Origin of the sequence: Allosphingosinicella sp. (assembly GCF_046295735.1) — a bacterium.
Taxonomy (GTDB): Bacteria; Pseudomonadota; Alphaproteobacteria; order Sphingomonadales; family Sphingomonadaceae; genus Allosphingosinicella.
In genome coordinates this window covers 85,627-106,215 of sequence record NZ_JBKBMQ010000014.1, presented here as the reverse complement: position 1 = coordinate 106,215, position 20,589 = coordinate 85,627, and the positions used below count along the sequence as shown (strand labels likewise).

The 20,589-nt window shown below is 69.9% G+C and carries 22 protein-coding genes; 11 read left to right on the top strand and 11 right to left on the bottom strand.

What is annotated here, in order from left to right:
* The 4 genes from ACK4K7_RS13590 to ACK4K7_RS13575 all read left to right on the top strand — a co-directional run.
* A partial coding sequence (locus ACK4K7_RS13590) for a hypothetical protein (protein ID WP_431866793.1) occupies nucleotides 1-185 on the top strand: 185 nt, incomplete at its 5' end.
* 36 nt (nucleotides 186-221) lie between these two features.
* Nucleotides 222-851 carry a maleylacetoacetate isomerase gene (gene maiA, locus ACK4K7_RS13585; RefSeq protein WP_431866791.1) on the top strand — a complete coding sequence of 210 codons (630 nt, stop codon included), beginning with the start codon at nucleotides 222-224 and terminating at the stop codon, nucleotides 849-851.
* A 101-nt stretch (nucleotides 852-952) separates the two neighbouring features.
* Nucleotides 953-1,741: a class II aldolase/adducin family protein gene (locus ACK4K7_RS13580; RefSeq protein ID WP_431866802.1), complete on the top strand. Its 789-nt coding sequence runs from the start codon at nucleotides 953-955 to the stop codon at nucleotides 1,739-1,741.
* Nucleotides 1,742-1,784: 43 nt separating this feature from the next.
* Nucleotides 1,785-2,165, top strand: a complete 381-nt coding sequence (locus tag ACK4K7_RS13575; RefSeq protein WP_431866789.1) for an endonuclease domain-containing protein — start codon at nucleotides 1,785-1,787, stop codon at nucleotides 2,163-2,165.
* A gap of 130 nt (nucleotides 2,166-2,295) precedes the next feature.
* On the opposite strand, the gene ACK4K7_RS13570 is transcribed toward ACK4K7_RS13575, so the two are convergent.
* The 4 genes from ACK4K7_RS13570 to ACK4K7_RS13555 all read right to left on the bottom strand — a co-directional run bounded on the left by ACK4K7_RS13570 (nucleotide 2,296) and on the right by ACK4K7_RS13555 (nucleotide 7,227).
* A complete protein-coding gene (locus ACK4K7_RS13570; protein WP_431866787.1) occupies nucleotides 2,296-2,652 on the bottom strand; it encodes an endonuclease domain-containing protein in 357 nt (118 codons plus the stop codon).
* Between the two features lie 145 nt (nucleotides 2,653-2,797).
* Nucleotides 2,798-4,117, bottom strand: coding sequence for a spinster family MFS transporter (locus ACK4K7_RS13565; protein ID WP_431866785.1), 1,320 nt, complete (start codon nucleotides 4,115-4,117; stop codon nucleotides 2,798-2,800).
* Nucleotides 4,118-6,376: a TonB-dependent receptor gene (locus ACK4K7_RS13560; RefSeq protein WP_431866783.1), complete on the bottom strand. Its 2,259-nt coding sequence runs from the start codon at nucleotides 6,374-6,376 to the stop codon at nucleotides 4,118-4,120. It lies immediately after the preceding gene.
* 11 nt (nucleotides 6,377-6,387) lie between these two features.
* Nucleotides 6,388-7,227 (bottom strand): alpha/beta fold hydrolase, encoded by an 840-nt coding sequence (locus ACK4K7_RS13555; RefSeq protein ID WP_431866782.1) that lies wholly within the window; start codon nucleotides 7,225-7,227, stop codon nucleotides 6,388-6,390.
* 131 nt (nucleotides 7,228-7,358) lie between these two features.
* On the opposite strand from ACK4K7_RS13555, the gene ACK4K7_RS13550 reads away from it, so the two are divergent.
* A complete protein-coding gene (locus ACK4K7_RS13550; protein ID WP_431866781.1) occupies nucleotides 7,359-8,147 on the top strand; it encodes a hypothetical protein in 789 nt (262 codons plus the stop codon).
* 6 nt (nucleotides 8,148-8,153) lie between these two features.
* Here ACK4K7_RS13550 and ACK4K7_RS13545 read toward each other — a convergent pair whose 3' ends face one another.
* Nucleotides 8,154-8,453, bottom strand: coding sequence for a PilZ domain-containing protein (locus ACK4K7_RS13545; RefSeq protein WP_431866779.1), 300 nt, complete (start codon nucleotides 8,451-8,453; stop codon nucleotides 8,154-8,156).
* Nucleotides 8,454-8,646: 193 nt separating this feature from the next.
* On the opposite strand from ACK4K7_RS13545, the gene ACK4K7_RS13540 reads away from it, so the two are divergent.
* Both ACK4K7_RS13540 and ACK4K7_RS13535 read left to right on the top strand, forming a co-directional pair.
* Entirely contained in the window at nucleotides 8,647-9,270 is a 624-nt protein-coding gene (locus tag ACK4K7_RS13540) for a TetR/AcrR family transcriptional regulator (RefSeq protein ID WP_431866777.1), read from the top strand.
* Nucleotides 9,267-10,784, top strand: coding sequence for a class I adenylate-forming enzyme family protein (locus ACK4K7_RS13535; protein WP_431866776.1), 1,518 nt, complete (start codon nucleotides 9,267-9,269; stop codon nucleotides 10,782-10,784). Before ACK4K7_RS13540 ends, ACK4K7_RS13535 begins: the two co-directional genes overlap by 4 nt.
* A 122-nt stretch (nucleotides 10,785-10,906) precedes the next feature.
* On the opposite strand, the gene ACK4K7_RS13530 is transcribed toward ACK4K7_RS13535, so the two are convergent.
* Nucleotides 10,907-12,208: a M20/M25/M40 family metallo-hydrolase gene (locus ACK4K7_RS13530; RefSeq protein WP_431866774.1), complete on the bottom strand. Its 1,302-nt coding sequence runs from the start codon at nucleotides 12,206-12,208 to the stop codon at nucleotides 10,907-10,909.
* 109 nt (nucleotides 12,209-12,317) lie between these two features.
* Between ACK4K7_RS13530 and ACK4K7_RS13525 the strand changes: the two genes are divergently transcribed.
* Genes ACK4K7_RS13525 through ACK4K7_RS13515 form a run of 3 tightly spaced genes read left to right on the top strand, consistent with a single transcriptional unit; the run spans nucleotide 12,318 to nucleotide 14,549 of the window.
* Complete coding sequence (locus tag ACK4K7_RS13525; RefSeq protein WP_431866773.1) at nucleotides 12,318-13,031, top strand: TIGR02117 family protein; 714 nt, start codon at nucleotides 12,318-12,320, stop codon at nucleotides 13,029-13,031.
* 22 nt (nucleotides 13,032-13,053) lie between these two features.
* The gene (locus ACK4K7_RS13520) at nucleotides 13,054-13,272 is read left to right on the top strand and encodes a hypothetical protein (protein ID WP_431866772.1); all 219 of its coding nucleotides are present in this window, start codon (nucleotides 13,054-13,056) and stop codon (nucleotides 13,270-13,272) included.
* A gap of 53 nt (nucleotides 13,273-13,325) precedes the next feature.
* The gene (locus ACK4K7_RS13515; RefSeq protein ID WP_431866770.1) at nucleotides 13,326-14,549 is read left to right on the top strand and encodes a potassium/proton antiporter; all 1,224 of its coding nucleotides are present in this window, start codon (nucleotides 13,326-13,328) and stop codon (nucleotides 14,547-14,549) included.
* Here the strand turns inward: ACK4K7_RS13515 and hslU are convergent.
* The 5 genes from hslU to ACK4K7_RS13490 form a co-directional block, all read right to left on the bottom strand.
* Nucleotides 14,546-15,847, bottom strand: a complete 1,302-nt coding sequence (hslU, locus tag ACK4K7_RS13510) for an ATP-dependent protease ATPase subunit HslU (protein WP_431866768.1) — start codon at nucleotides 15,845-15,847, stop codon at nucleotides 14,546-14,548. The genes ACK4K7_RS13515 and hslU overlap by 4 nt on opposite strands.
* Before the next feature lie 31 nt (nucleotides 15,848-15,878).
* The gene (locus ACK4K7_RS13505; protein ID WP_431866767.1) at nucleotides 15,879-17,024 is read right to left on the bottom strand and encodes an FAD-dependent oxidoreductase; all 1,146 of its coding nucleotides are present in this window, start codon (nucleotides 17,022-17,024) and stop codon (nucleotides 15,879-15,881) included.
* Between the two features lie 145 nt (nucleotides 17,025-17,169).
* A complete protein-coding gene (gene hslV, locus ACK4K7_RS13500) occupies nucleotides 17,170-17,715 on the bottom strand; it encodes an ATP-dependent protease subunit HslV (protein WP_431866765.1) in 546 nt (181 codons plus the stop codon).
* A gap of 26 nt (nucleotides 17,716-17,741) precedes the next feature.
* Nucleotides 17,742-18,011, bottom strand: coding sequence for a hypothetical protein (locus ACK4K7_RS13495; protein WP_431866763.1), 270 nt, complete (start codon nucleotides 18,009-18,011; stop codon nucleotides 17,742-17,744).
* Nucleotides 18,012-18,096: 85 nt separating this feature from the next.
* Nucleotides 18,097-18,633, bottom strand: coding sequence for a glycoside hydrolase family 108 protein (locus tag ACK4K7_RS13490; RefSeq protein ID WP_431866762.1), 537 nt, complete (start codon nucleotides 18,631-18,633; stop codon nucleotides 18,097-18,099).
* Nucleotides 18,634-18,885: 252 nt separating this feature from the next.
* Between ACK4K7_RS13490 and ACK4K7_RS13485 the strand changes: the two genes are divergently transcribed.
* Complete coding sequence (locus ACK4K7_RS13485; RefSeq protein WP_431866761.1) at nucleotides 18,886-20,544, top strand: hypothetical protein; 1,659 nt, start codon at nucleotides 18,886-18,888, stop codon at nucleotides 20,542-20,544.
* Nucleotides 20,545-20,589: the final 45 nt, after the last annotated feature.

Below are 20,589 nucleotides of genomic sequence, written 5' to 3'. Positions count from 1 at the left end.
CCGGCAGCGCCCCGGCCGGACGCGCCGCCGCCGCGCCGCTCGCGGCCCGCCCCGCCACCGAGCGAAGCGTGCGGCGCGCCTCCGCGTCCGCGCCGCGCGAGGCGCGCCGCGCGCCCGCCCGCGCCGAACGGGGCAAGGCCCGCGGCAAGGGCAAGGGCAGAGGCCGCGGCCGCGGCCGCGGCTGACTTCCCCTCCCCCGCCGCCGCCTTTATCCTGCCGCCATGACCAAGCCCGTCCTGTTCGACTATTACCGCTCCTCGGCCAGCTACCGCGTCCGCATCGCCCTTCACCTGAAGGGCGTCGCGTTCGAGCGCGTGCGGGTCGATCTCGTCACCGGCGCGCAGAAGAGCGACGACTATCGCGCCCGCAACCCGCAGGGTTTCGTGCCGCTGCTGGAAGCGGAGGGGCTGCGCCTGACCCAGAGCCTCGCGATCATCGACTTTCTCGACGCCCGCTATCCGGAGCCGAGGCTGGTGCCCGCCGATCCGGGCGAGCGGGCGCACGTGCTGGCGATGGCGCTCACCATCGCCTGCGACATCCACCCGCTCAACAATCTGCGCGTGCTGAAATATCTGGTCGGCCCGCTCGGCCAGGACGATGCGGCCAAGACGGAATGGATCGCCCGCTGGATCCGCGAGGGCTTCGCCGCGCTGGAGGCGATGGCCGCGCCCCGGGCCGGCGCCTTCCTGTTCGGCGACGCGCCCGGCCTCGCCGACATCTGCCTGGTTCCCCAGATGTACAATGCCCGCCGCTTCGACGTGCCGGTCGACGACTTTCCGACCCTGCTGCGCGCGGACGAGGCCGCCCGCGCCCACCCCGCCTTCGCCGCCGCCCATCCCGACGCCGGTTGACCGCCACGGCAAGGATTGTCGCCCATCGCGCCGCCGCTATAGTCGCCCCCAAAATCCGGAGGAGAGACGCGATGGGACGGATCGACGCGATCGAGCGCAGCATGGCCGAGGCGCACCCGCTGGCTTCGGTCGACATCCCCTCGATGCAGGACAAGGTGAGCCCGGAGGAGTGGAAGATCCGCGTCGATCTCGCCGCCGCCTACCGGCTGGTCGCGCATTACGGCTGGGACGATCTCATCTTCACCCACCTGTCGGCGCGCATTCCGGGGCCCGAGCATCATTTCCTGCTCAACCCCTATCAGCTGATGTTCGAGGAGGTGACCGCCTCCTCCCTGGTCAAGGTCGACATGAACGGCCATCCGGTCGGCGAGACGCCGTTCATGACCAATGCCGCCGGCTTCACCATCCATTCCGCGCTCCACATGGCGCGCGAGGACGCCCATGCGGTGATGCACCTCCACACGCCCCACGGCCAAGCCGTCTCCGCCCATGCCGAGGGGCTGCTGCCGCTCACCCAGACGGCGATGCTGGTGCGCGAGGACGTCGCCTATCACGATTATGAGGGCGTCGCGGTCGACCTCGACGAGCGCGAGCGGATCATCGCCGACATGGGCGACAAGGGCGCGATGCTGCTCCGCAACCACGGCACGCTGACGGTCGGCGAGACGGTCGGCGAGGCCTTCCTCAAGATGTATTTCCTGGAACGCGCCTGCGAGGCGCAGATCCTGGCGTTGTCGGCCGGCGACGGCGCCCTCAACAACCCGCCCCAGGGCGCTCCCGAAGTCACCGCCCAGCAAGGCAAGATGGGCCTGAAGCTCGCCGCCGGCGCCCTCGCCTGGCCGGCGCTGCTCCGCAAAGCCTACCGCCTCGACCCCAGCTTCGCGACCTGACCAAATCCTCCCTGTGGAGCGAAGCTCCATGGGGAGGGGGACCATGCGAAGCATGGTGGAGGGGCAAATGCGGCAAACGAGCAAAGCCACCGTCGCCAAAGCCCGCTCCCTCCGGCGCGCGCTCAGCCCGCCCGAAGCCCGGCTCTGGCAATATCTGCGCACCCGCCCCGAAGGTCTCAAGTTCCGCCGTCAGCATCCGGCCGGACCGTTCATCCTCGACTTCTACTGCCCGGCCGCGCGGCTGGCGATCGAGGTGGACGGAGAAGCCCACGACATGGGTGCCAACCCCGCTCGCGACATCCGCCGCGACCGGTGGCTTACGGAGCATGGCATACTGGTGTTGCGCATCCCGGCGGCTGAACTGCACACGAACTTGGAGGGCGCTGTGTTGCACATTCTGGAGCACTGCCGAGAGCGCCCTTAGCCCCTCCACCGCCCTGCGGGCGGTTCCCCTCCCCATGCGCTTCGCGCACAGGGAGGACAGGTTCTCAGAATCCTCCCTGTGGAGCGAAAGCTCCATGGGGAGGGGGACCATGCGAAGCATGGTGGAGGGGCTAACCACGCCCCGCGCAACGCTCCATGATCAGCAACACAGCACCCTCGAAATTCTCCCTGACCTCCGCAGCTGGAATTCTCAGGACGCTGAAGCCCTCGCGTTCCAGCCAGGCGTCGCGCCTCAAGTCGCGATCCGGACGACCGCCCATGCCATGGGCCTCGCCGTCGATCTCAATCGCGAGCCGCGCCAACGGGCAGTAAAAGTCCAGGATGAATGGTCCGGCAGGGTGCTGCCGCCGGAACTTGAAGCCTGCGGGCCGGGTGCGGAGGTACTGCCAGAGCCGCGCCTCCGGTGGGCTGAGATCGCGGCGCAGCGTTCTCTCCTTCGCGACGGTGGCCTTGCTCGTCTGCCGCATAGCCCCTCCACCGCCCTGCGGGCGGTCCCCCTCCCCACGGGCTGCGCCCGCAGGGAGGACGTGTCAATCCACGCTTCCTTATCCTCCCTGTCGCCGCAGGCGATGGGGAGGGGGACCGCACGAAGTGCGGTGGAGGGGCAATCCCTCAGACCACGCCCTCCACGCCCTCCCGGCTCGCCTCCGCCGGGGCGTTGCTGTGCCAGTCCTTCTTCAGGGTGAAAGAGGCGGCGAAATAGAGGGCGGAGCTCAGGAGGTAGAAGCCGAGCGTGTAAAGGATCGAATAGCGCAGGCTGTCGTCGCCGTAGATCGGCGCGACGCTGTCGGACATGAAGCCGACGAACCAGGTGCCGAAGCCTATCCCGATCAGGTTGTTGATGAACAGGAAGCTCGCCGAGGCGGTGGCGCGCATCGTCGGCGGCACGATGTGCTGGACGGCGGCGATGATCGGCCCGAGCCAGGCGAGGCCCAGAGCCTGCGGGATGACGAACAGCAGCCAGCCGAGCGCGAGGCTGGGCGCGAACAGGCCGAGCGCATAAGCCGGGGCGGCGAGCAGGAAGCAGATGGCGGGGACCAGGGCGTAGGCGCCCGGATTGCGCGCGCCGATCCGGTCGCCGAGCCAACCGCCGAGCCAGGTGCCGATCACGCCGCCGATCAGCACGATCGAGCCGTAGAACCAGCCGACCTGGGCGAGTTCCAGATCGAAGCTGCGGCGGAAGAAGCTCGGCAGCCAGAAGATGAGGCCGTAGCCCAGGATCGAGCCCGACGCGGCGCCGAAGGACAGCAGCCAGAAGCTCGGCTTCTTCGCCAGCGTCGCCGCGACGAGGCTGAAGGGCGGCGCGGGTTCGGGCTCGGTGCCTTCCGCCCGGTCGTAGCCGCCGCGCACCGGCTCCTTGATGCCGAGCTTCACCAGCAGCGCGACCGGCAGGCCGAGCAGGCCGACCACGATGAAGGCGGTGCGCCAGTCGACATGGGTCGCGATCCATCCGCCGAAGAAGATGCCGAGCGCCGACCCGATCGGAATGCCGAAGGAGAAGATCGCCAGCGCGCGGGCGCGGCGGGTGGGCGGGAAATAGTCCGCGATCAGCGAGTAAGACGGCGCGACGCCGCCCGCTTCCCCCACCCCGACGCCCATCCGGGCGAGGAACAGGTGCCAGAAATTCTGCGCGAAGCCGCACAGAGCGGTGAAGCCGCTCCACACCGCCACCGCGGCGGCGATGATGTTGACCCGGCTCCAGCGGTCCGCGACCCAGGCGATCGGAATGCCGAGCCCGGTGTAGAAGAGCGCGAAGGCAAGCCCGCCCATCAGGCCGAGCTGGGTGTCGCTGAGCGCCAGATCAGCCTTTATCGGGACCGCCAGGATGCCGATGATCTGCCGGTCCACGAAGTTGAAGATATAGGCGAGGAGCAGGATCCACAGCACCCTCGACGTGGGCGTGGCGCCGCCCCTGCTCCTCGCCTCGACCATTTAGAAGCGCACCTGGCCGGTCAGCGTGAAGGTGCGCGGCGGCCCGTAGAAGCCGATGATCGAGTTGCCGAACAGGGCGCCCGGGAAGTTGTAGCCGCCGATCTTGTAGCGTTCGTCGAGCAGGTTGCGGCCATGGGCCGAAATCTGCAGCCGCTGATCGGGCGAGGTCCACACGATGCTGGCATCGACCAGCACATAGCCGTCCTCGTCGAGCAGCGGGTTCGGGATTTCGAACTGCGAATATTCCGAGCGGAACGACATGGACGGGGTGAAGGCGATCGTGCCCCCCGCCAGGTTGGCGCTCACCGTCGGCGACACGGCGAAGGTGAATTTCGGCGTGTTCTGGAACACCCGCTGATCGGCCACGTCGATGAAGCGGTTGGTGGCGAGATCGAAGGTGGTGAACCGCCGGAACTTCGCGTTTGTGTAGCCGAACATGCCGCTCACCGAGAAATTGTCGGAGATGAGGGCGCGCCATTCGGCTTCGAGGCCGTAGACGCGGCTGTCGCCGGCATTGTCGACGAAGCTCGCGACGCTCGGGCCGGGCGCCACCACCTGCGTCGTCACCTGCTGGTTCCGGTAATCGGAATAGAAAGCGGCGAGGCTGAGGTAGAGCGAGCGGCCGAAGCCGTAGGTCTTGAGGCCCACTTCATAGGCGTCGACCGTCTCCGGATCGTAGCCGTTCACGGTCTGCGGCGTCAGGAAGGCGTCGCCGCGCATGTCGAAGCCGCCCGATTTATAGCCCTTCGAATAAGAGGCGTAGAGCGTCGTGTCCGGGTTCGGCAGCCACGACAGGCTGACGCGCGGCGTGAACTCGTCGTCGGTGCGGGTGTTCGTGTAATTGGTGCGCACCAGGCCCGGCACGGCCGCCGCATTGCCGAAGAACGGGCTGCGGATGCCGGTGAAATTCTGCCGGTAGACGGTGCCGGTTCGCTTGTCGCGGGTGTAGCGGCCGCCGACCGACAGGCGCAGATAATCGGAGATGTTGAAGTTGATGTCGGTGAAGGCGGCGATGCTGCGCGTCTCCACGCTGCCGGTGGTGAAGATGGTGAGATTGGCGAGGCCGAGCACGGTGTCGAACGCGCCCGCGGCGTTGCCGTCGAGATAATAGACGCCGGCCACGCCCTGGATGCGGTCGCCCTCGTAGAGAAGCTGCACTTCCTGGCTGATCTGGTCGTCCTCGTAGAAGGCCGGGATGTCGAGCACCGGCCCGGGCGTTCCGTCGAAGTCGATATTGCCGTTGGTCTCGCCGTCGCGATAGGCGGTGATCGATTTGAGCGTGATCTCCGGCGTGGCGCGGAACTCGGCCGTGAAGGACAGGCCGCGCGTGTCGACCCGGTTGGCGTCGCCGGCCCCGGCGCGGGTGTCGTAGACGCTGGCGGGCGGCGCGAAGGCCGGCTGGCCCGCATTGCCGGTCAGGCGATAGCCGTGGCGCGCGTTGGAATCGTCGCGCGTCCAGTCGCCCGCCAGGCGGAAGAACAGGGTGTCGTTGGGCGCATATTCCAGGCTCACGCGGCCGGCGAGCACGTCCTTGTTGTAATGTTCGTTGCCGGTGTTGAGATTGTCGCCATAGCCGTCGCGCTGGTACCAGGCGACAGCCGCGCCGGCGCTGAGCCCGCCGCCGAGCGGCGCCGAGACGGAGCCGACCAGATCGACCTGGTTGAAGCTGCCGTAGGAGGCGCGCACCCGGCCTTCGAAATCGCGGCCGAGCCGGCGGGTGACATATTTCACCGCGCCGCCGATCGTGTTGCGGCCGTAGAGCGTGCCCTGCGGACCGCGCAGGATTTCGACCCGTTCGATGTCGAAGATGTCGAGCACCGCGCCTTGCGGACGGGCGACGTAGACGTCGTCAACATAGAGGCCGACGCCGGGTTCGAAGCCCCAGAGCGGGTCCTGCTGGCCGACGCCGCGGATGAAGGCGATGAGGGTCGAGTTGGAGCCGCGGGCGATCTGCAGGGTGGTGTTCGGCGTCTGCTGCATCACCGCGGTGAGATCCACCGCGCCGCGGCTTTCGAGCGCCGCGCCGTCGAGCGCGGTGACCGAGATCGGCACGTCCTGCAGGCTTTCCGCGCGCCGGCGGGCAGTGACGACGATCTCGCCGGCGGGCGCGGTCGGATCGGCGGTCTGGGCGACGTCCGGGGTCGAGGCGGCCGCGGCGCGCTCGTCGCGTTCGGGGGCCTGGGCGAGCGCCGGCGAGGCGATCGCGAGGGCAAGGGTGGCGGTGCCGAGCCGAAGGCTGGCGGCGAAGGCTGTGTTCATGGCGTTCCTCCTCATATTTCCATTCTCTGTGCGCCGGGGGCGGGGGCGAGTTGATCCGCAAAGTCCCGGATGACCTGGTTGAACAAATCGGGCTGTTCGAGATGCGGGGCGTGGCCCGACGCATCGAAGGCGACGATGCGCGCGTGCGGCAAGGCGGCGGCGAGATGGTCGGCCGTGCCTGGGCCGTAGAGCTGGCTGTGGGCGCCGCGCACGATCAGCGTCGGATGCGCGATCCGGCCGAGCAGGCGGCGCGCATCCTCCTCCATCAGCGAGGCCCAGACCGCGCCGATCGCTTCGGAATCGTTGCGGGCGAATTCGAAGCTCGCCCAGTCGGCGAGGGTGCGGCGGGGTCCGTCGATCGGCTGGGCGAAGATCGCCTGTCCGGCATTGACGGCGAAGGTCTCGAAATCGTCGCGGATGGCGTCGGTGCGCGCCTGGCACGCTTCCGGCGACAGGCCGAGGTCCCAATCGGCGCCGTTGCAGACCCGGGCGGTCATGTCGACCACCACCGCGCCCGCGAAGCGTCCGCCTGCGGGCCCCGCGAGCACGTGCCAGAGAATCGTTGCGCCGAGCGACCAGCCGACGCCGACCGCGCCTTCGAGGCCGAGCGCGGCGGCGAGGCCCGCCACATCGTCGGCGAGCTGCCCCACCGTCGGCCGTTGACCGTCCCCGCGGGAGGCGCCATGGCCGCGCAGGTCGACGCTGATCACGCGGAACCGGCCGGTGAGGCCGCGCTGCTCCCTGAAGAAGCCGCCATGCGCCATCAGGCCGTGAAGCAGCACGATGGGCGTGCCCGCTCCTTCGTCCCGATAGGCAATCCGCGCCCCGTCGCTGGCGGTGAAAAAGTTCAACTACCCCTCCCGGCGCCGCGCCCTTCTCGAGGCTTCGGCAGCGCGGACCTATTGCTCAAAATGAAAGTTGAGTCAATGTTCAAGTTTGTGGAGAACGTGACACTCGGGGTAGCGTGGGCTAGCTGAAGAACATGGTCTCGGGGGGCTCAGAGGGGTGGATACTTCGCCTGATCGGCGTCGCCGGCGCGCTGCCGTTCGCGCTGCTGCTCGCGCTCACCTTCGCGGCGCCGATCCATGTGGAGCGCGCGGCGCGGGGCTTCATTCAGAGCGAGATCGAAAACCGGGTTGCGCGGCGGCTTCCGGCGTTGGGCGCCGTGGCGGGCGACGCGCGGGTCCGAGGATGGTCCGCGGAACTGGCGCGGCGCCACGAGACCGAAGCCGCGGACATACGCGCTCGGCTGGCGAGCGGCGTCCATGCAGAAATCGCGGCGGGGATTGCGCGCATGCAGGACCGCGAATGCGAATGCCGCGGCCGGCTGCTCCAGCGGCTGGACTCCGAAGCGACCCGGCGCCTGTCGATGCTGGAGCGCGCCGCGCCGCAGATACGCGACCTCATCGAAGGCAACTATGCCGAGATCGCCGTCGCACTGCTGCGGGATCTTCGTATCTTCGCGGGCGCCAACCTCTTGGCCTTCCTGTCGCTGACCGGCCTGTCCGTGCTGAGGCCGGACCGGACGCGCGCCTTGTTGGTGCCGGGCGTGCTGCTCGGCCTCGCCGCGATCGTCGCGAGCGCCTTCTACCTGTTCGGGCAGAACTGGTTCTTCACCCTGCTCTACGCGGATTATGTGGGACTCGCCTACGGGCTCTGGCTGCTGGTCGTCTTCGCTTTGCTGTGCGACCTCGCATTGTTCAGGGCCAGGGTCACCCGGGCGCTGCTGGACGCGGCCGCAAGCGCGCTCGCGAAGATGGTGCCCTGCTGAGCCGGGTCAGCGGCCGGGCAGCAGGCGCGCGACGACGCCGGGATGGAACGGCCGCTCGAAGCGGCAGCCGGCCCGCCCGTCGCGCACCCAGGCGATGACGGCCGGCCAGCTTTCCACGCCGGGGAGACGCACGAACACCGTCTGGCCGACATTCAGGAAGCCGGCGGGCTCGAAGGCGCAGCCGCTTTCGGACAGATCGAAAATCTTCACCGGTCGCCCGCCCGCGCCCAGCCGCCGCACGCCGGCGTCGAGTTCGACGGCCCGACGCCGCCCGGACCGGCGCTCCAGATCGACATAACCGTCCAAATCCCCGCCCTCCAAGCATTGGAGAGAACCTCAATACAGGCGATCGGGTCGAGGGGAATAACGCCAAAAGGCGGTGCCGGGCGGCCGTGCCGGCGTTCAGCGGGTCGCCGCCGCCCTTCTGAAGGCCGCCGCCGCGCGGGCGCCGCTTGCACTTAGTTGAGAGTCGGTTCAAGTTCGCGCCAGGGGAGAGGCCATGGAGCAGATCGGCGAAAGGTCGGGCGCTGGAGACAAGGTCCCGCGGACCGAGCGCGGGCGCAAGACGCTGCGGCGCGTGCTGGAGGCGGCCGCCCAGGAATTCGGGACGCGCGGCTATCACGAGGCGGCGATCACCGGCATCACCCAGCGCGCGGGCGTCGCGCTCGGCACCTTCTACACCTATTTCGAATCCAAGGAGGAGGTGTTCCGGGCGCTGGTCCGCGACATGAGCCGCGCCACGCGCGCCCATGTCGCCGAAGCGGTGCGCGGCGCGCCGGACCGGATCGCCGCCGAACGGATCGGCCTTGCCGCCTTCATCGCCTTCGTCCGCCAGCATCCCGAGCTCTACCGGATCATCGAGGAAGCGCAGTTCGTCGCCCACGACGTCTACCGCGAACATTATCTGAGCTTCGTCGAAGGCTATCGCCGCAACCTTTCCGCCGCCGCGGCGCGGGGGGAGATCAGCGAGGGGCCGGACGAGCTGCGCGGCTGGACGCTGATCGGCATGAGTGTGTTCCTGGGCATGCGCTACGGCATCTGGAACCAGGACCTGAGCCCCGAGGATGTCGCGAACCATGCGATCGACCTGGTCGCCGAGGGATTGAGGCCGCGCGCGCCATGATCGGCGACGTCCCCGACCTGATCGCCAAGCGCGCCCTGCTGACGCCCCATGCGGTGGCGCTGGAGGATGTGCGCGCCGGCCGCCTGATCGGCTATGGGGAACTGAACGAGCGCGCGTCTCGGTCGGCGGCCTTGATCGCGGCGCGCGGCGTGGCCGAGGGCGATCGCATCGCGCTCCTCTGCCGCAACCGGATCGAATTCTTCGAGCTGCTGTTCGCCTGCGCGAAGCTCGGCGCGATCCTGGTGCCGCTCAACTGGCGCATGCCGCCGGCCGAACTGGACGGCCTGATCGCCGATTGCGCGCCGGCGCTGCTGTTCCACGGCGCCGAAGACGCGGATGCGGTGCGCGCTCTGTCGGCGCCGCCGCCCCTGATCGCGCTCGACGGCGACTATCCGGCGCTCCGCGACGCGGCCGTGCCGGCGCCGTCCCGCGATCATTGGCCCGCCGCGTCGATCTGGTATCTGCTCTACACGTCCGGCACGACCGGGCGGCCGAAGGGGGTGATCTACACCTACCGCATGGCCCTTTCGAACTTCGTCAATATCGGGACGGCGATCGGCATCACGGCGGCCGATGCGACGGCCAATTTCCTGCCGCTGTTCCATACCGCGGGGATCAACCTCCACAGCCTGCCGACATTGATCGCCGGCGGGCGGGTGCTGGTCCTGCCCGGCGTCGATGCCGAGGCGCTGGTGCGCCTGTTCGAGGGGCGGCGGATCGACACCTTCTTCGCGGTGCCGACCGTCTACCAGACGCTGCTCGACCATCCCCGCTTCGCGGCCGCGCCGCTCGGCCATGTCCGCCATTGGGGCTGCGGCGGGGCGCCGCTGCCCGACGTGCTGGTGGAACGCTACCGCCATCTCGGCGTGCGCGTGTGCAACGGCATGGGCATGACCGAAACCGGGCCCACCGCCTTCCTGATGGACCGGGACGACGCCTGGGAGCGGGTCGGCTCAGTCGGCAAGCCGCAATTGCTGTGCAGCGTCCGCATCGTCGGGTTCGACGGCCGCGACGTCGCGCCGGGAGAGGTCGGCGACCTGCTGTTCGGAGGTCCGGCGGTGACGCCGGGCTATTGGCGCAACGAGGACGCGACCCGCGCCGCCTTTACCGAGGACGGCTGGCTGCGCTCGGGCGACCTCGCGCGGCGCGATCCGGACGGCTTCTACTATATCGCGGGTCGGCGGAAGGACATGTTCATTTCGGGCGGCGAGAACGTCTATCCGGCCGAGGTGGAGAACGTGCTCTGCGCCCATCCCGCCGTGGCGGACGTCGCGGTCGTCGGCGCGCCGCACCCGACCTGGGGCGAGGCCGGCCGCGCCTTCATCCAGCTCGCCAGCGGGACGCTCCCGCCCGCGGCGGACGAGCTGCGATCCTTCTGCCGGAGCCGGCTGGCGCCTTACAAGGTGCCGCTAAGCTTCGAATATGTGCGCGAATTCCCGCGCACCTCGGCCGGCAAGATCCAGAAGCATCTGCTGCTCCCCGGCGAACGGCCGGGACGGGCGGCGGGCCGATAGGACCGGAAAAAGACCCGGCCCGCCGCCGCCCCGGCCGCTGTCCGGAGACCGTCTGCACCTTAGTCTCGCCGCCATTTACGAGCGGTTGGAACAGGGGCTGCGGCGAATACGGTGTGACGGCGTCAGCGCCGCTCGCGGGCGAGGCGGCTCATCAGGATGGCGGCGCGCTTGGCCTGCCGGTCGAGGCTGTCGAGCAGGATATATTCGCCGGGCGCGTGGGCGAGGCCCCCGCCCGCGCCCAGTCCCGCCAGCCCGTCGGTATCGCCCGCGACGAAGCTGATGTCGGCGGCGCCGCGGCGGGCGGGATCGAATTCCGGCATTTCGGCAAGGCCGAGGGCGCGGTTGACCTCGTTCAGCCGTGCCAGCAGCGCGCGATTGCCCTCGGTCGGCGCCATCGGCGGATAGCCGTCGGCGGCGAATTCCAGTTCGGCGGTGGTGTGCGGCAGATGCCGCGCGACGATCGCCTGCATGGCGGCGCGCACCCGCGCGTCCTGCTCGGGCGTGAGGGTGCGGATGTCGCCGCGGGCGATCGCCGCTTCGGGGACGATGTTGGTCTTCCCCTCGGCCGTGACGCGCAGCCCTTCCGCGTCCATTTCGACCGGCGTGCCGCCGCCGATCACGCCGACGTTGAAGGTTAGGTTCGTCTCCGGAAGCTCGCGCCGGAAGGCGTCGAGGATGCGCGCCATCTCGTAGATCGCGCCATGGCCCATCTCTTCGGAGAAGACGGCGCTGGAATGGCCGGTGCGGCCGGTGGTGCGCAGCGTCCAGCTGGTCGAGCTGCGGCGGGCGACCACGCCCATGTCGACGCCGTTCTCGATGCTGAGATTCTCGAAGTCGAGCGCCACGTCGGCCCAGCGCCCCGCCTCGATCAGGTCGCGGCGGGCGACCTCGATCGGCGATCCCGGCCGTTCCTCGTCGCCGGTCAGCACGACCATGATGTCCGCGCCGCCGAGCGTCCCGGCGACGTGCATCGCCCGCAGTGCGGCGACGATCACGACCATCCCGCCCTTGTCGTCGCCGACGCCGGGGCCGATCGCCCGGTCGCCCTCGATGCGGAAGGTCTGGAACGGGCTGTCGGGCTCGAACACCGTGTCGAGATGGCCGATCAGCAGCATCCTCTTGCCGCGGCCGTTGCCGCGATGCGTCGCGACGATGTGGCCGGCGCGGCCGGTCTCGCGCATGTCGACCCATTGCACGGCGAAGCCCAGCGGCTCGAGCTCGGCGCGCATCATCCGCCCGACCGCCTCGACCCCGGCGAGGTTGAGGGTGCCGCTGTTCTGATTGACCAGCCGCTCCAGCAGCTCGACGGTCCGGCCCCGCTCCCGCTCCACCGTCTCCACCATGCGGCGCTCCTGAGGGCTGAGCCGCGCCTCGGCGGACGTGGCGGCGGCGAACAACAAGGCGAGGACGACGAGGAATTTCATGGGGCCTCCGGCTGCGGCTGAGCCACTCGTCTAGGCGGTGGGGACGCCACAAGCCAAGCCCCAGAACTTCCTCGCCCCCCGATCCGTTGGTGGGGGCAAGGAGACCGCCGTGACGAAGACCCGAAGGAAAAGCTGGCTGAAGTGGACGTTGGTGGCGCTGCTGGCGGTGCCGCTCCTCTACCTGCTCGCCGCGCTCGCGGGCGCGCTCGTCCCGCGCAACCCGGGCTGGCAGGAGCCCGATGCCGGCGTCCAGATCTTCGTGCGGACCAACGGCGTCCATGCCGATCTCGTGCTGCCCGCCGATGCAGAGGGAGTGGACTGGTACGCCCTGCTTCCGCCCGACCATGTCCGCGATCCGGGCGCGGCGGACGGCTGGGTCGGCATCGGCTGGGGCCAGCGCGAATTCTATCTGGAGACGGAGCGCTGGGCCGATCTCACGCTGCGCACCGCGGTGCGGGCGCTGACCGGCGGCGACCCGCTGATGCATGTCGCCCATATGGGCACGCCGCGCCCGTCCGCCGCGCACCGGCCGCTGCGCCTGCCGCCCGACGCCTATCGCCGGATGGCCGAGGCGATCGCCGCCAGCTTCGAGCGCGATGCGGACGGCGCCGCCATCCCGCTCACCGGCGAAGGCTATCGCGACAACGACACCTTCTACGAAGCGCACGGCACCTATCATGCCTTCCGCACCTCCAATCAGTGGACCGGCGACATTCTGGGCCATGCCGGCGTGCGGATCGGCGTCTGGACCCCCTTCGAGCAGGGGATCATGTGGCGTTTCCGGGACGAAGCGGACGAACGGGATCGGCTCGGCGCGCGTTGATGGCGGGAAAGGAGTTCAATCCATGAGCAACAAGCACCCCTCCCCGCAGGACCAATCCGTCAAGCTGCCGGACGATCTGGAAGACAATCCCGGCATCGGCCAGTCGAAGGGCATCTTCGCGCGCGAGACCGAGGATCCGGAGCTGCTGCGCGGCGACAACACGATCGAAGGCGATCGCGGCAACGACGCCGCATTGGGCGGCGGCGCCGATCCGAACGATCTCGGCCGCACCAACAAATAAGGCTTCCCTGCGATAGGCCTTGAACCGGGCCTGCCGACCCGCTCTTTAGGGCCATGCCTCTCGCCGCTCCCGAAGTCACGCTGCTCGGCGTGGGCCTGCTGCTGCTGCTGACCGTTCTGGCCGGCACCCTGTCGAGCCGCTTCGGGCTGCCCGCGCTGATCGGCTTTCTCGGCCTCGGCATGCTCGCGGGCGAGGACGGTCCGGGCGGGCTGATGTTCAACGACTATCTGTTCACCCAGTTCGTCGGCATCGTCTGCCTGGTCTTCATCCTCTTTTCGGGCGGGCTCGACACGGCGTGGCAGAATGTCCGCAAGGTGGCGGCGCCCGCGCTGGTGCTGGCGACGCTCGGCGTCGCCCTCAGCGCCGCGACCGTCGGCGCCGCGGCGACCTGGCTGCTCGACTTCACCCCGATCCAGGGCTTCCTGCTCGGCGCCGTCGTCGCCTCCACCGACGCGGCGGCGGTGTTCGCCGTGCTGCGCTCGCGCGGGATCGATCTGCGGCCCGACGTCCAGGCGCTGATCGAATTCGAATCCGGATCGAACGATCCCACCGCCATCTTCCTGGTGGGCGCGGCCTTGCTGTTCATCGCGTCCCCCGCCGCGCCCGTCGTCGGGCTCGCGTCCAGCTTCGTCGTGCAGATGGGGATGGGAGCGCTGGTCGGCCTGCTCGTCGGCTATCTGCTTCCGGAGACGCTGAACCGGGCGCACTTCCGCTATGGCGGACTGGGCTTCGTCGTATCGATCGCCGCCGCGCTGATGGCCTATGGCCTGGCGGAGGTGCTGGGCGGCAACGGCTTCCTCTCGGCCTATGTCGCGGGCCTGATGGCGGGCAACCGCAGCTTCGCCGCCAAGCGGGCCGTGTCCACCTTCCAGGACGGCATGGCCTGGCTCGCGCAGGTGGCGATGTTCCTGACGCTCGGCCTGCTCGCCACGCCGTCGCGGCTGCTCGACATCGTGCTGCCGGGCCTCGCCATTACGGCGGTGCTGATGTTCGTCGCCCGGCCGCTCAGCGTCTTCATCTGCCTCGCGCCCTTCCGGTTCGACTGGCGGGCGAAGCTGCTCGTGTCCTGGGTGGGCCTGCGCGGCGCGGTGCCGATCGTGCTGGCGACCTTCCCGATCGTCGCGGCCGTGCCGGGCGCCTTCACCATCTTCAACATCGTCTTCTTCGTCGTGCTGGTGTCGAGCCTCGTCCAGGGCCCGACCCTAGGCTGGGCCGCCCGCCGTCTCGGCCTCAACCGCCCCCCGCCCGCCGCCGGCGCCGCGCCGGACGCCGCCTAGAGCACATATTTGCTGAGATCGGTATCGCGGGCGATGTCGGCGAGCTGGCGTTCGACATAAGCGGCGTCGACGGTGACCGTCTCACCGACCCGTTCCTCCGCCTCGAAGCTCACATCCTCCAGCAGCTTCTCCATCACCGTCTGGAGCCGGCGGGCGCCGATATTCTCCACCTGCGCGTTCACCTCCGCGGCGATGCGGGCGATGGCGCGGATGCCGTCGTCGGTGAAGGCGACCTCCACGCCCTCGGTGTTGATGAGGGCGCTGTACTGCTCGGTGAGGCTCGCCTCGGTCGCGGCGAGGATGCGCACGAAATCCTCCTCGCTCAGCGCCTTCAGCTCGACCCGGATCGGCAGCCGCCCCTGAAGCTCGGGCAGCAGATCCGACGGCTTGGCGACATGGAAGGCGCCGGAGGCGATGAAGAGGATATGGTCCGTCTTCATCGGCCCGTATTTGGTGGAGACGGTGGTGCCTTCGATGAGCGGCAGCAGATCGCGCTGCACGCCCTCGCGGCTCACCGAGCCGCCGCGCACGTCGGACACGGCGATCTTGTCGATTTCGTCCAGGAAGACGATGCCGTTGGCCTCCGCGTCCTTCAGCGCGGTGCGGGCGACGTCGTCCTGGTCGAGCCGCTTGTCCGATTCCTCCTCGACCAATTTGTCCCAGGCGTCGGCGACGCGCATCCGGCGGCGCTTCTTCGGCGCCTGGCCGAACGCCTTGCCCATCATGTCGCTGAGGTTGATCATGCCGACCTGACCGCCGAGGCCGGGGATTTCGAACGGAGTCGAGGGCTGCTCCACCACTTCGATCTCCACCTCATTGTCGTTGAGGTGATTGTCGGTCAGGCGCTGGCGGAAGGCCTCGCGGGTGGCGGCGCTCGCGTCCTTGCCGGTGAGCGCGTCGAGCAGCCGCTCCATCGCCGCCGCGGACGCGGCCTCGCGCACCGCCTCGCGCCGGCGCTCCTTCTCCAGCCGGACCGCCTCCTCGACGAGGTCGCGGGCGATCTGCTCCACGTCGCGGCCGACATAGCCGACCTCGGTGAACTTGGTGGCTTCGACCTTGACGAACGGCGCGTCGGCGAGCCGCGCGAGGCGGCGGGAGATCTCGGTCTTGCCGCAGCCGGTCGGGCCGATCATCAGGATGTTCTTGGGCGTCACTTCGTCCCGCAGCGCGTCGGGCAGACGCTGGCGGCGCCAGCGGTTGCGCAACGCGACGGCGACCGCGCGCTTCGCCTCGTTCTGGCCCACGATATGCGCGTCGAGGGCGGCGACCACCGCCTTGGGGGTAAGCTTGTCGTTCATTCGGGATGGGTCCGTCGGATAGGTTCGGCTGTCACGGCCTAGATGGCCCCTCCCCCGCCGCCGTCAAGCCGGGGCAGCGCCAGCCGGCGAACAGGCGGCGGTGCGAGGCGAGGATGCGGGCGATGGCTTCGGGCCGCGGCACGGCTTCCCATTCGCCGCGTTCGAACGTGCCGCCAAGGATGATCCCGTCCGGCCGCGGGAACATGTAGCCGGCCGATCCGGTGAAGGCATATTGGACCTCGGGCTGCGGAAGCAGGATGGCGAGCTGGCCGCGCACCGGCACCAGCTCCTCGTCGCCGAACAAGGCGCGGGCGCCGAGGCCGGTGCAGTTGAAGGCCAGCCGCTCCGGCAAGGCGGCGATGGCGGCGGGACTGTCGAAGCGGCGGACCTCGATCCGTCCGCCGGCGCCCTGGATGTCGGCCAGCAGCCGGCGCAGGAAGCGGCCGGTTTCGACATACATGGTGTCGAAGCGGGCGAGCGTGTCCACCGGAAACGGATGTTCGTGCGCGGCGAGGTCGCGGCCGCCGGGATGATAGACGGCGAGCGAATCGTCGCCCTGCGCGACGCCGCCCTGGGCATAGGTCGGGAGCCAGCGCACACCATATTCCTCGCCCACAAGAATCTGGAAGCGGCGCCAGCTGTAATCGAGCGCGGCGTGGAACTGCGCGCGCCATTCCGGAGTCACCGCCGCCTGACGGTAATGGCCGAACGGGCTCCACTGGCCGCCGGCGACGTCGGAGGTCGTGTCCGGCGGCAGGGCCGCGGCGTAGATCGTGACCGGGAAGCCCGCTTCCTGCACCAGCCGGGCGGTGGTGAGGCCCATCACGCCGGCGCCGATCACCGCCACCGGGCCGGAATGGCCGGGCAGGCCGAGACCGGCCGCCAGCCGGGACGTGCCCCAGCTCAAGGTGATGCCGGCGCCGCCATGACCGTAATTGTGGACGATGCGGGCGTCCCCCACCCGCTCCTCCCGCACCACGAAGCCCGAGGCGCGGTAGGGCCGGAGGCCCGCGACGGTGCGGATCACCCGGCTTTCGTCGACCCTGACCGGCGCGAGACAGGGCGGCGCGGCCGCGGCGGCGGTGCGAACGACGGTGGCGGCGCAGCCCGGCAGCAGCAAGGCGCCGGACGCGAGACCGGCGGAGCGGAGGAAGCGGCGGCGCTCGATCGTCATCATCGCTCGGGGTTTCCCCAAAACCGTTCGGGCCGGGCTTGTCGAAGCCCACCCCTTTCTGACGGGGTGGGAGGAGGAAAAGAAGGGGCGGCCTTCGACAAGCTCAGGCCGAACGGTTTTTTTTGGGGGGAGTGAGGCGGTGGCCGTCCTAGCCGGCCGCGCCTTCGATCACTTCCACCGTCAGGTTGCCGTTGGTGTAGACGCAGATGTCGGCGGCGATCGCCATGGCTTTGCGGGCGATCGTCTCGGCATCCTCTTCATAATCGTAGAGGGCGGTGGCGGCGGCGAGCGCGAAATTGCCGCCGGAGCCGATCGCGGCGACGCCGTTCGCCGGCTCCAGCACGTCGCCATTGCCGGTGAGGATGAGGGTGACGTCCTTGTCGGCGACGATCATCATCGCTTCGAGATTGCGCAGATATTTGTCGGTCCGCCAGTCCTTGGCGAGCTCCACCGCGGCGCGCAGCAGCTGGCCGTGATGCTGTTCGAGCTTGCGCTCCAGCCGCTCGAACAGGGTGAAGGCGTCGGCCGTGGCGCCGGCGAAGCCCGCCACCACCGACGCGTCGCCGATCCGCCTCACCTTGCGCGCGTTGGGCTTGATCACCGTCGACTGCAGCGAGACCTGCCCGTCGCCCGCGATCACCGCCCTGCCGTTCTTGCGCACGCCGAGGATCGTCGTGCCGTGCCAGCTTTCCATGTCATGCTCCCGCTCGGGTTTGGCGGCTATTTGGGTGGCCGCGGCCGCGGGCGCAATCCCGCGTCCGCCGCCTTCCGCCCCGCCGGGGAGGACCCGAATTCGTAGCCGATCACCGTCGAGCCCCAGCCGAGCACCAGGCCGAGCGCGAGCAAAAGCGGCTCGCGATTGCCTTCCGGAACCGGCACGAAGAACAGGCCGGCGAGGCCGAGCAGACCCCCGGCCAGCGCGACCAGACCGAGCGTCGCGCGATAGAAGGAGCCGCGATGCGGCGGCGGCGCGCCCGGATCCGCGCTCATCGCCAACCCCGAATGTTCCGAATGTTCGCAGTGACGTATGACGCGCGGGCGCGGGGCGGCTCGTTCGGGTCGTGCCGGACAAGGCTCATCCGACCCGCCCCGCCAGCCAGCCGTAGAGGAAAGCCTCGTTGGCCGGGCGCTGTTCGGCGAGGCGCATATAGCGCTCGCCCTGGAGCGCGTTCAGCGCCTTCAGCAGCACCGCCTCTCCGGACCGGCCGCGGACCTTGAGATAGGCGGCGAGCGCCGCTTCGGTGCGCGGGCCGATCCGCCGGTCGACGGCGAGGTCGGCATAGTCCTTCTCGTTCCGGTTCAGCGCGTTGAGCGCGCGCTGCAGGAAACCGATCGCGACCTCGGGACCCATGTTGACGCCGGTGTCGAACAATTCGCCGGCGATGCGGGTCGACAGCGCGGCGACCCGGTCCAGCCCCGGCCGCGACCAGTAGATGCGGCGATAGACCGCCGCCGCCTCGTCGCGCGGATAGTGGCGCATGTCGCCGCGATAGCCATGCGCCCGCGCCACTTTCTCCGTGATGCCCCAGCGGGTGGGGCCGCCTCTGTCCGCCGGATGGTCCGAAAAGCCCCCTTCCCGCGCGATCACTTCGTCGATCAGTTCATCTACCATCTGCGTGACTCCTCGGTTCATGAACGGCAAGGAAATAACCTGATTGGTTACGTGTAGGAAAACGGAAAAACATCTCCCGTCATTGCGAGCCCCCGAAGGGGGCGCGGCAATCCATGTTTTCGAGGCGCGCCGGCGTCCATGGATCGCCGCGTCGCTTCGCTCCTGGCGATGACGGGGCTGTCACGCCGTGAGGAGGCGCTTTCCCGCGGGGCGGAACGGGACTAGGCTTTCGGGAAAAGAGGAGAGGGGTCGATGCGGGTGCTGCCGATCGTCGCGGCGTTGGGGGCGGGGCTGCTGGCCGCGGAGGCGGGAGCGGATGCGGTGCGGGCGGAACCGCGGTCGTCCGAGGCGATGTGCGCGCCCGACGCGGCCGCCGCGGCTTCGGCGCAGGCGGAACTGCCCGAACCGGTGCTGGTCGACGGCCTCGGCCATGCCGGCGTGGAGCCCGACAGCGCGAATGCCGAGGCGCGCGCCTGGTTCGCGCAGGGGGCGCGGCTGGTCTGGGCGTTCGACGAGGTGGAGGCGATCCGCGCCTTCCGGATGGCGCAGCGGGCCGATCCCGCCTGTGCGATGTGTTACTGGGGCGAAGCCTGGGCGCGCGGCCCGACCATCAACCTGCAACCGCGCAGCGAGGAGCTTCCCGCCGCGCGGGCGGCGGCGCAGAAGGCCGCGGCGCTGGGCGCGGGCCTGTCGCCGCGCGACCGGGCGCTGGTCGAGGCGATGCTGGTCCGAACCGGCGGCGGGGACGCCTTCGCGGGCGACGCCTATGCCGCGGCGATGGAGGCGGCGGCGCGGCGCTTCCCCCGCGACGACCTGATGGCGGTGATCGCCGCCGACGCGCGGATGGTGGTGACGCGCGGCAACCTGCGGCCGGGCAGCGTCGCCCAGACGCTGCTCGAGCGGGTGCTGCGGCGCAATCCGGATCATGGCGGCGCCATCCATTACTACATCCACCTCACCGACTGGATCGACCGGCAGCAGCTCGCCGTGCCTTATGCCGAGCGGCTGGGCCGGATCGCGCCGGCGGCCAGCCACCTGATCCACATGCCCTCGCACAGCTTCTACGGAGTCGGCCGCTATGCCGACGCGGCGGCGGTGAACGTGGCGGCGATCGCGGCCGACCGCGCCTTCGTGGAGCGGGCGCGGGCGGTGCCGTCCGACTATCGCACCGGCCTTCTCGGGCACAACATGCACTTCGCGATCATCAGCGCGCTCGCCCGCGGCGACGGCGCCACCGCGCTGGCCGTGTCCGACCAGTTCCGCGCGGCCTATCTCGCCGGCGCGAACGTGCCGGCGCGGGCACGGATCGTCGGATCGGCGACCTATTACGCGCGCGGCCTCCACGGCGATCCGGGGGCGGTACTGGCCGACGCGGCGGAAGACACGGTGTTCGGACGGGCGATGCGCCATTATGCCCGCGGCGAGGCGCTGGCGCGGCGCGGCGACGCCGAAGGGGTCCGCGCCGAAGCGGCGGCCATCGCCGCGATCCGGGGCGGAGCGGAAGCGCCGCAGCTCGGCAGCCCGACGGCCGGCCGGCTCGTCGAGATCGTGCAGCTGGTGCTGGAAGGCCGGGGCGCGATGCTGGCCGGCGACCACCGCGCCGCCGCGAGCGCCTATCGCGCGGCGATGGAGCGGCAGCTCACCGCCAATTTCTCATCCGATCCGCCGCTCTTCTGGTATTCGATCCGCCGCAGCCTCGGCGCCGCCTTGCTGGCCGGCGGGGAAGCGCGCGAGGCCCGCGACCAGCTGCGCGCCTCGCTGCGCCGCTGGCCGAACGACCCGCTCGCTCTCTACGCGCTGGCCGAGGCGGAGACCCAGCTCGGCAATGCCGCGGCGGCCGAGCGGCTGCTGCGCCAGGCGCGCGCGGGCTGGGCGGGGGAGCTGGCCGAAGTCCCGCTGCACCGCATCTGACGGCGCAGATTTCCCGCGACAGCGGCGAGGGGCGCGGCTAGCCTC

What these genes read in the sequence shown, in the direction of transcription:
- maiA (WP_431866791.1), top strand. Translation starts at nt 222, where the DNA reads ATGACCAAGCCCGTCCTGTTCGACTATTACCGCTCCTCGGCCAGCTAC.
- ACK4K7_RS13580 (WP_431866802.1), top strand. Translation starts at nt 953, where the DNA reads ATGGCCGAGGCGCACCCGCTGGCTTCGGTCGACATCCCCTCGATGCAG.
- ACK4K7_RS13575 (WP_431866789.1), top strand. Translation starts at nt 1,785, where the DNA reads ATGCGAAGCATGGTGGAGGGGCAAATGCGGCAAACGAGCAAAGCCACC.
- ACK4K7_RS13570 (WP_431866787.1), bottom strand. Translation starts at nt 2,652, where the DNA reads ATGCGGCAGACGAGCAAGGCCACCGTCGCGAAGGAGAGAACGCTGCGC.
- ACK4K7_RS13565 (WP_431866785.1), bottom strand. Translation starts at nt 4,117, where the DNA reads ATGGTCGAGGCGAGGAGCAGGGGCGGCGCCACGCCCACGTCGAGGGTG.
- ACK4K7_RS13560 (WP_431866783.1), bottom strand. Translation starts at nt 6,376, where the DNA reads ATGAACACAGCCTTCGCCGCCAGCCTTCGGCTCGGCACCGCCACCCTT.
- ACK4K7_RS13550 (WP_431866781.1), top strand. Translation starts at nt 7,359, where the DNA reads ATGGTCTCGGGGGGCTCAGAGGGGTGGATACTTCGCCTGATCGGCGTC.
- ACK4K7_RS13540 (WP_431866777.1), top strand. Translation starts at nt 8,647, where the DNA reads ATGGAGCAGATCGGCGAAAGGTCGGGCGCTGGAGACAAGGTCCCGCGG.
- ACK4K7_RS13535 (WP_431866776.1), top strand. Translation starts at nt 9,267, where the DNA reads ATGATCGGCGACGTCCCCGACCTGATCGCCAAGCGCGCCCTGCTGACG.
- ACK4K7_RS13530 (WP_431866774.1), bottom strand. Translation starts at nt 12,208, where the DNA reads ATGAAATTCCTCGTCGTCCTCGCCTTGTTGTTCGCCGCCGCCACGTCC.
- ACK4K7_RS13520 (WP_431866772.1), top strand. Translation starts at nt 13,054, where the DNA reads ATGAGCAACAAGCACCCCTCCCCGCAGGACCAATCCGTCAAGCTGCCG.
- ACK4K7_RS13515 (WP_431866770.1), top strand. Translation starts at nt 13,326, where the DNA reads ATGCCTCTCGCCGCTCCCGAAGTCACGCTGCTCGGCGTGGGCCTGCTG.
- hslU (WP_431866768.1), bottom strand. Translation starts at nt 15,847, where the DNA reads ATGAACGACAAGCTTACCCCCAAGGCGGTGGTCGCCGCCCTCGACGCG.
- ACK4K7_RS13505 (WP_431866767.1), bottom strand. Translation starts at nt 17,024, where the DNA reads ATGATGACGATCGAGCGCCGCCGCTTCCTCCGCTCCGCCGGTCTCGCG.
- hslV (WP_431866765.1), bottom strand. Translation starts at nt 17,715, where the DNA reads ATGGAAAGCTGGCACGGCACGACGATCCTCGGCGTGCGCAAGAACGGC.
- ACK4K7_RS13495 (WP_431866763.1), bottom strand. Translation starts at nt 18,011, where the DNA reads ATGAGCGCGGATCCGGGCGCGCCGCCGCCGCATCGCGGCTCCTTCTAT.
- ACK4K7_RS13490 (WP_431866762.1), bottom strand. Translation starts at nt 18,633, where the DNA reads ATGGTAGATGAACTGATCGACGAAGTGATCGCGCGGGAAGGGGGCTTT.
- ACK4K7_RS13485 (WP_431866761.1), top strand. Translation starts at nt 18,886, where the DNA reads ATGCGGGTGCTGCCGATCGTCGCGGCGTTGGGGGCGGGGCTGCTGGCC.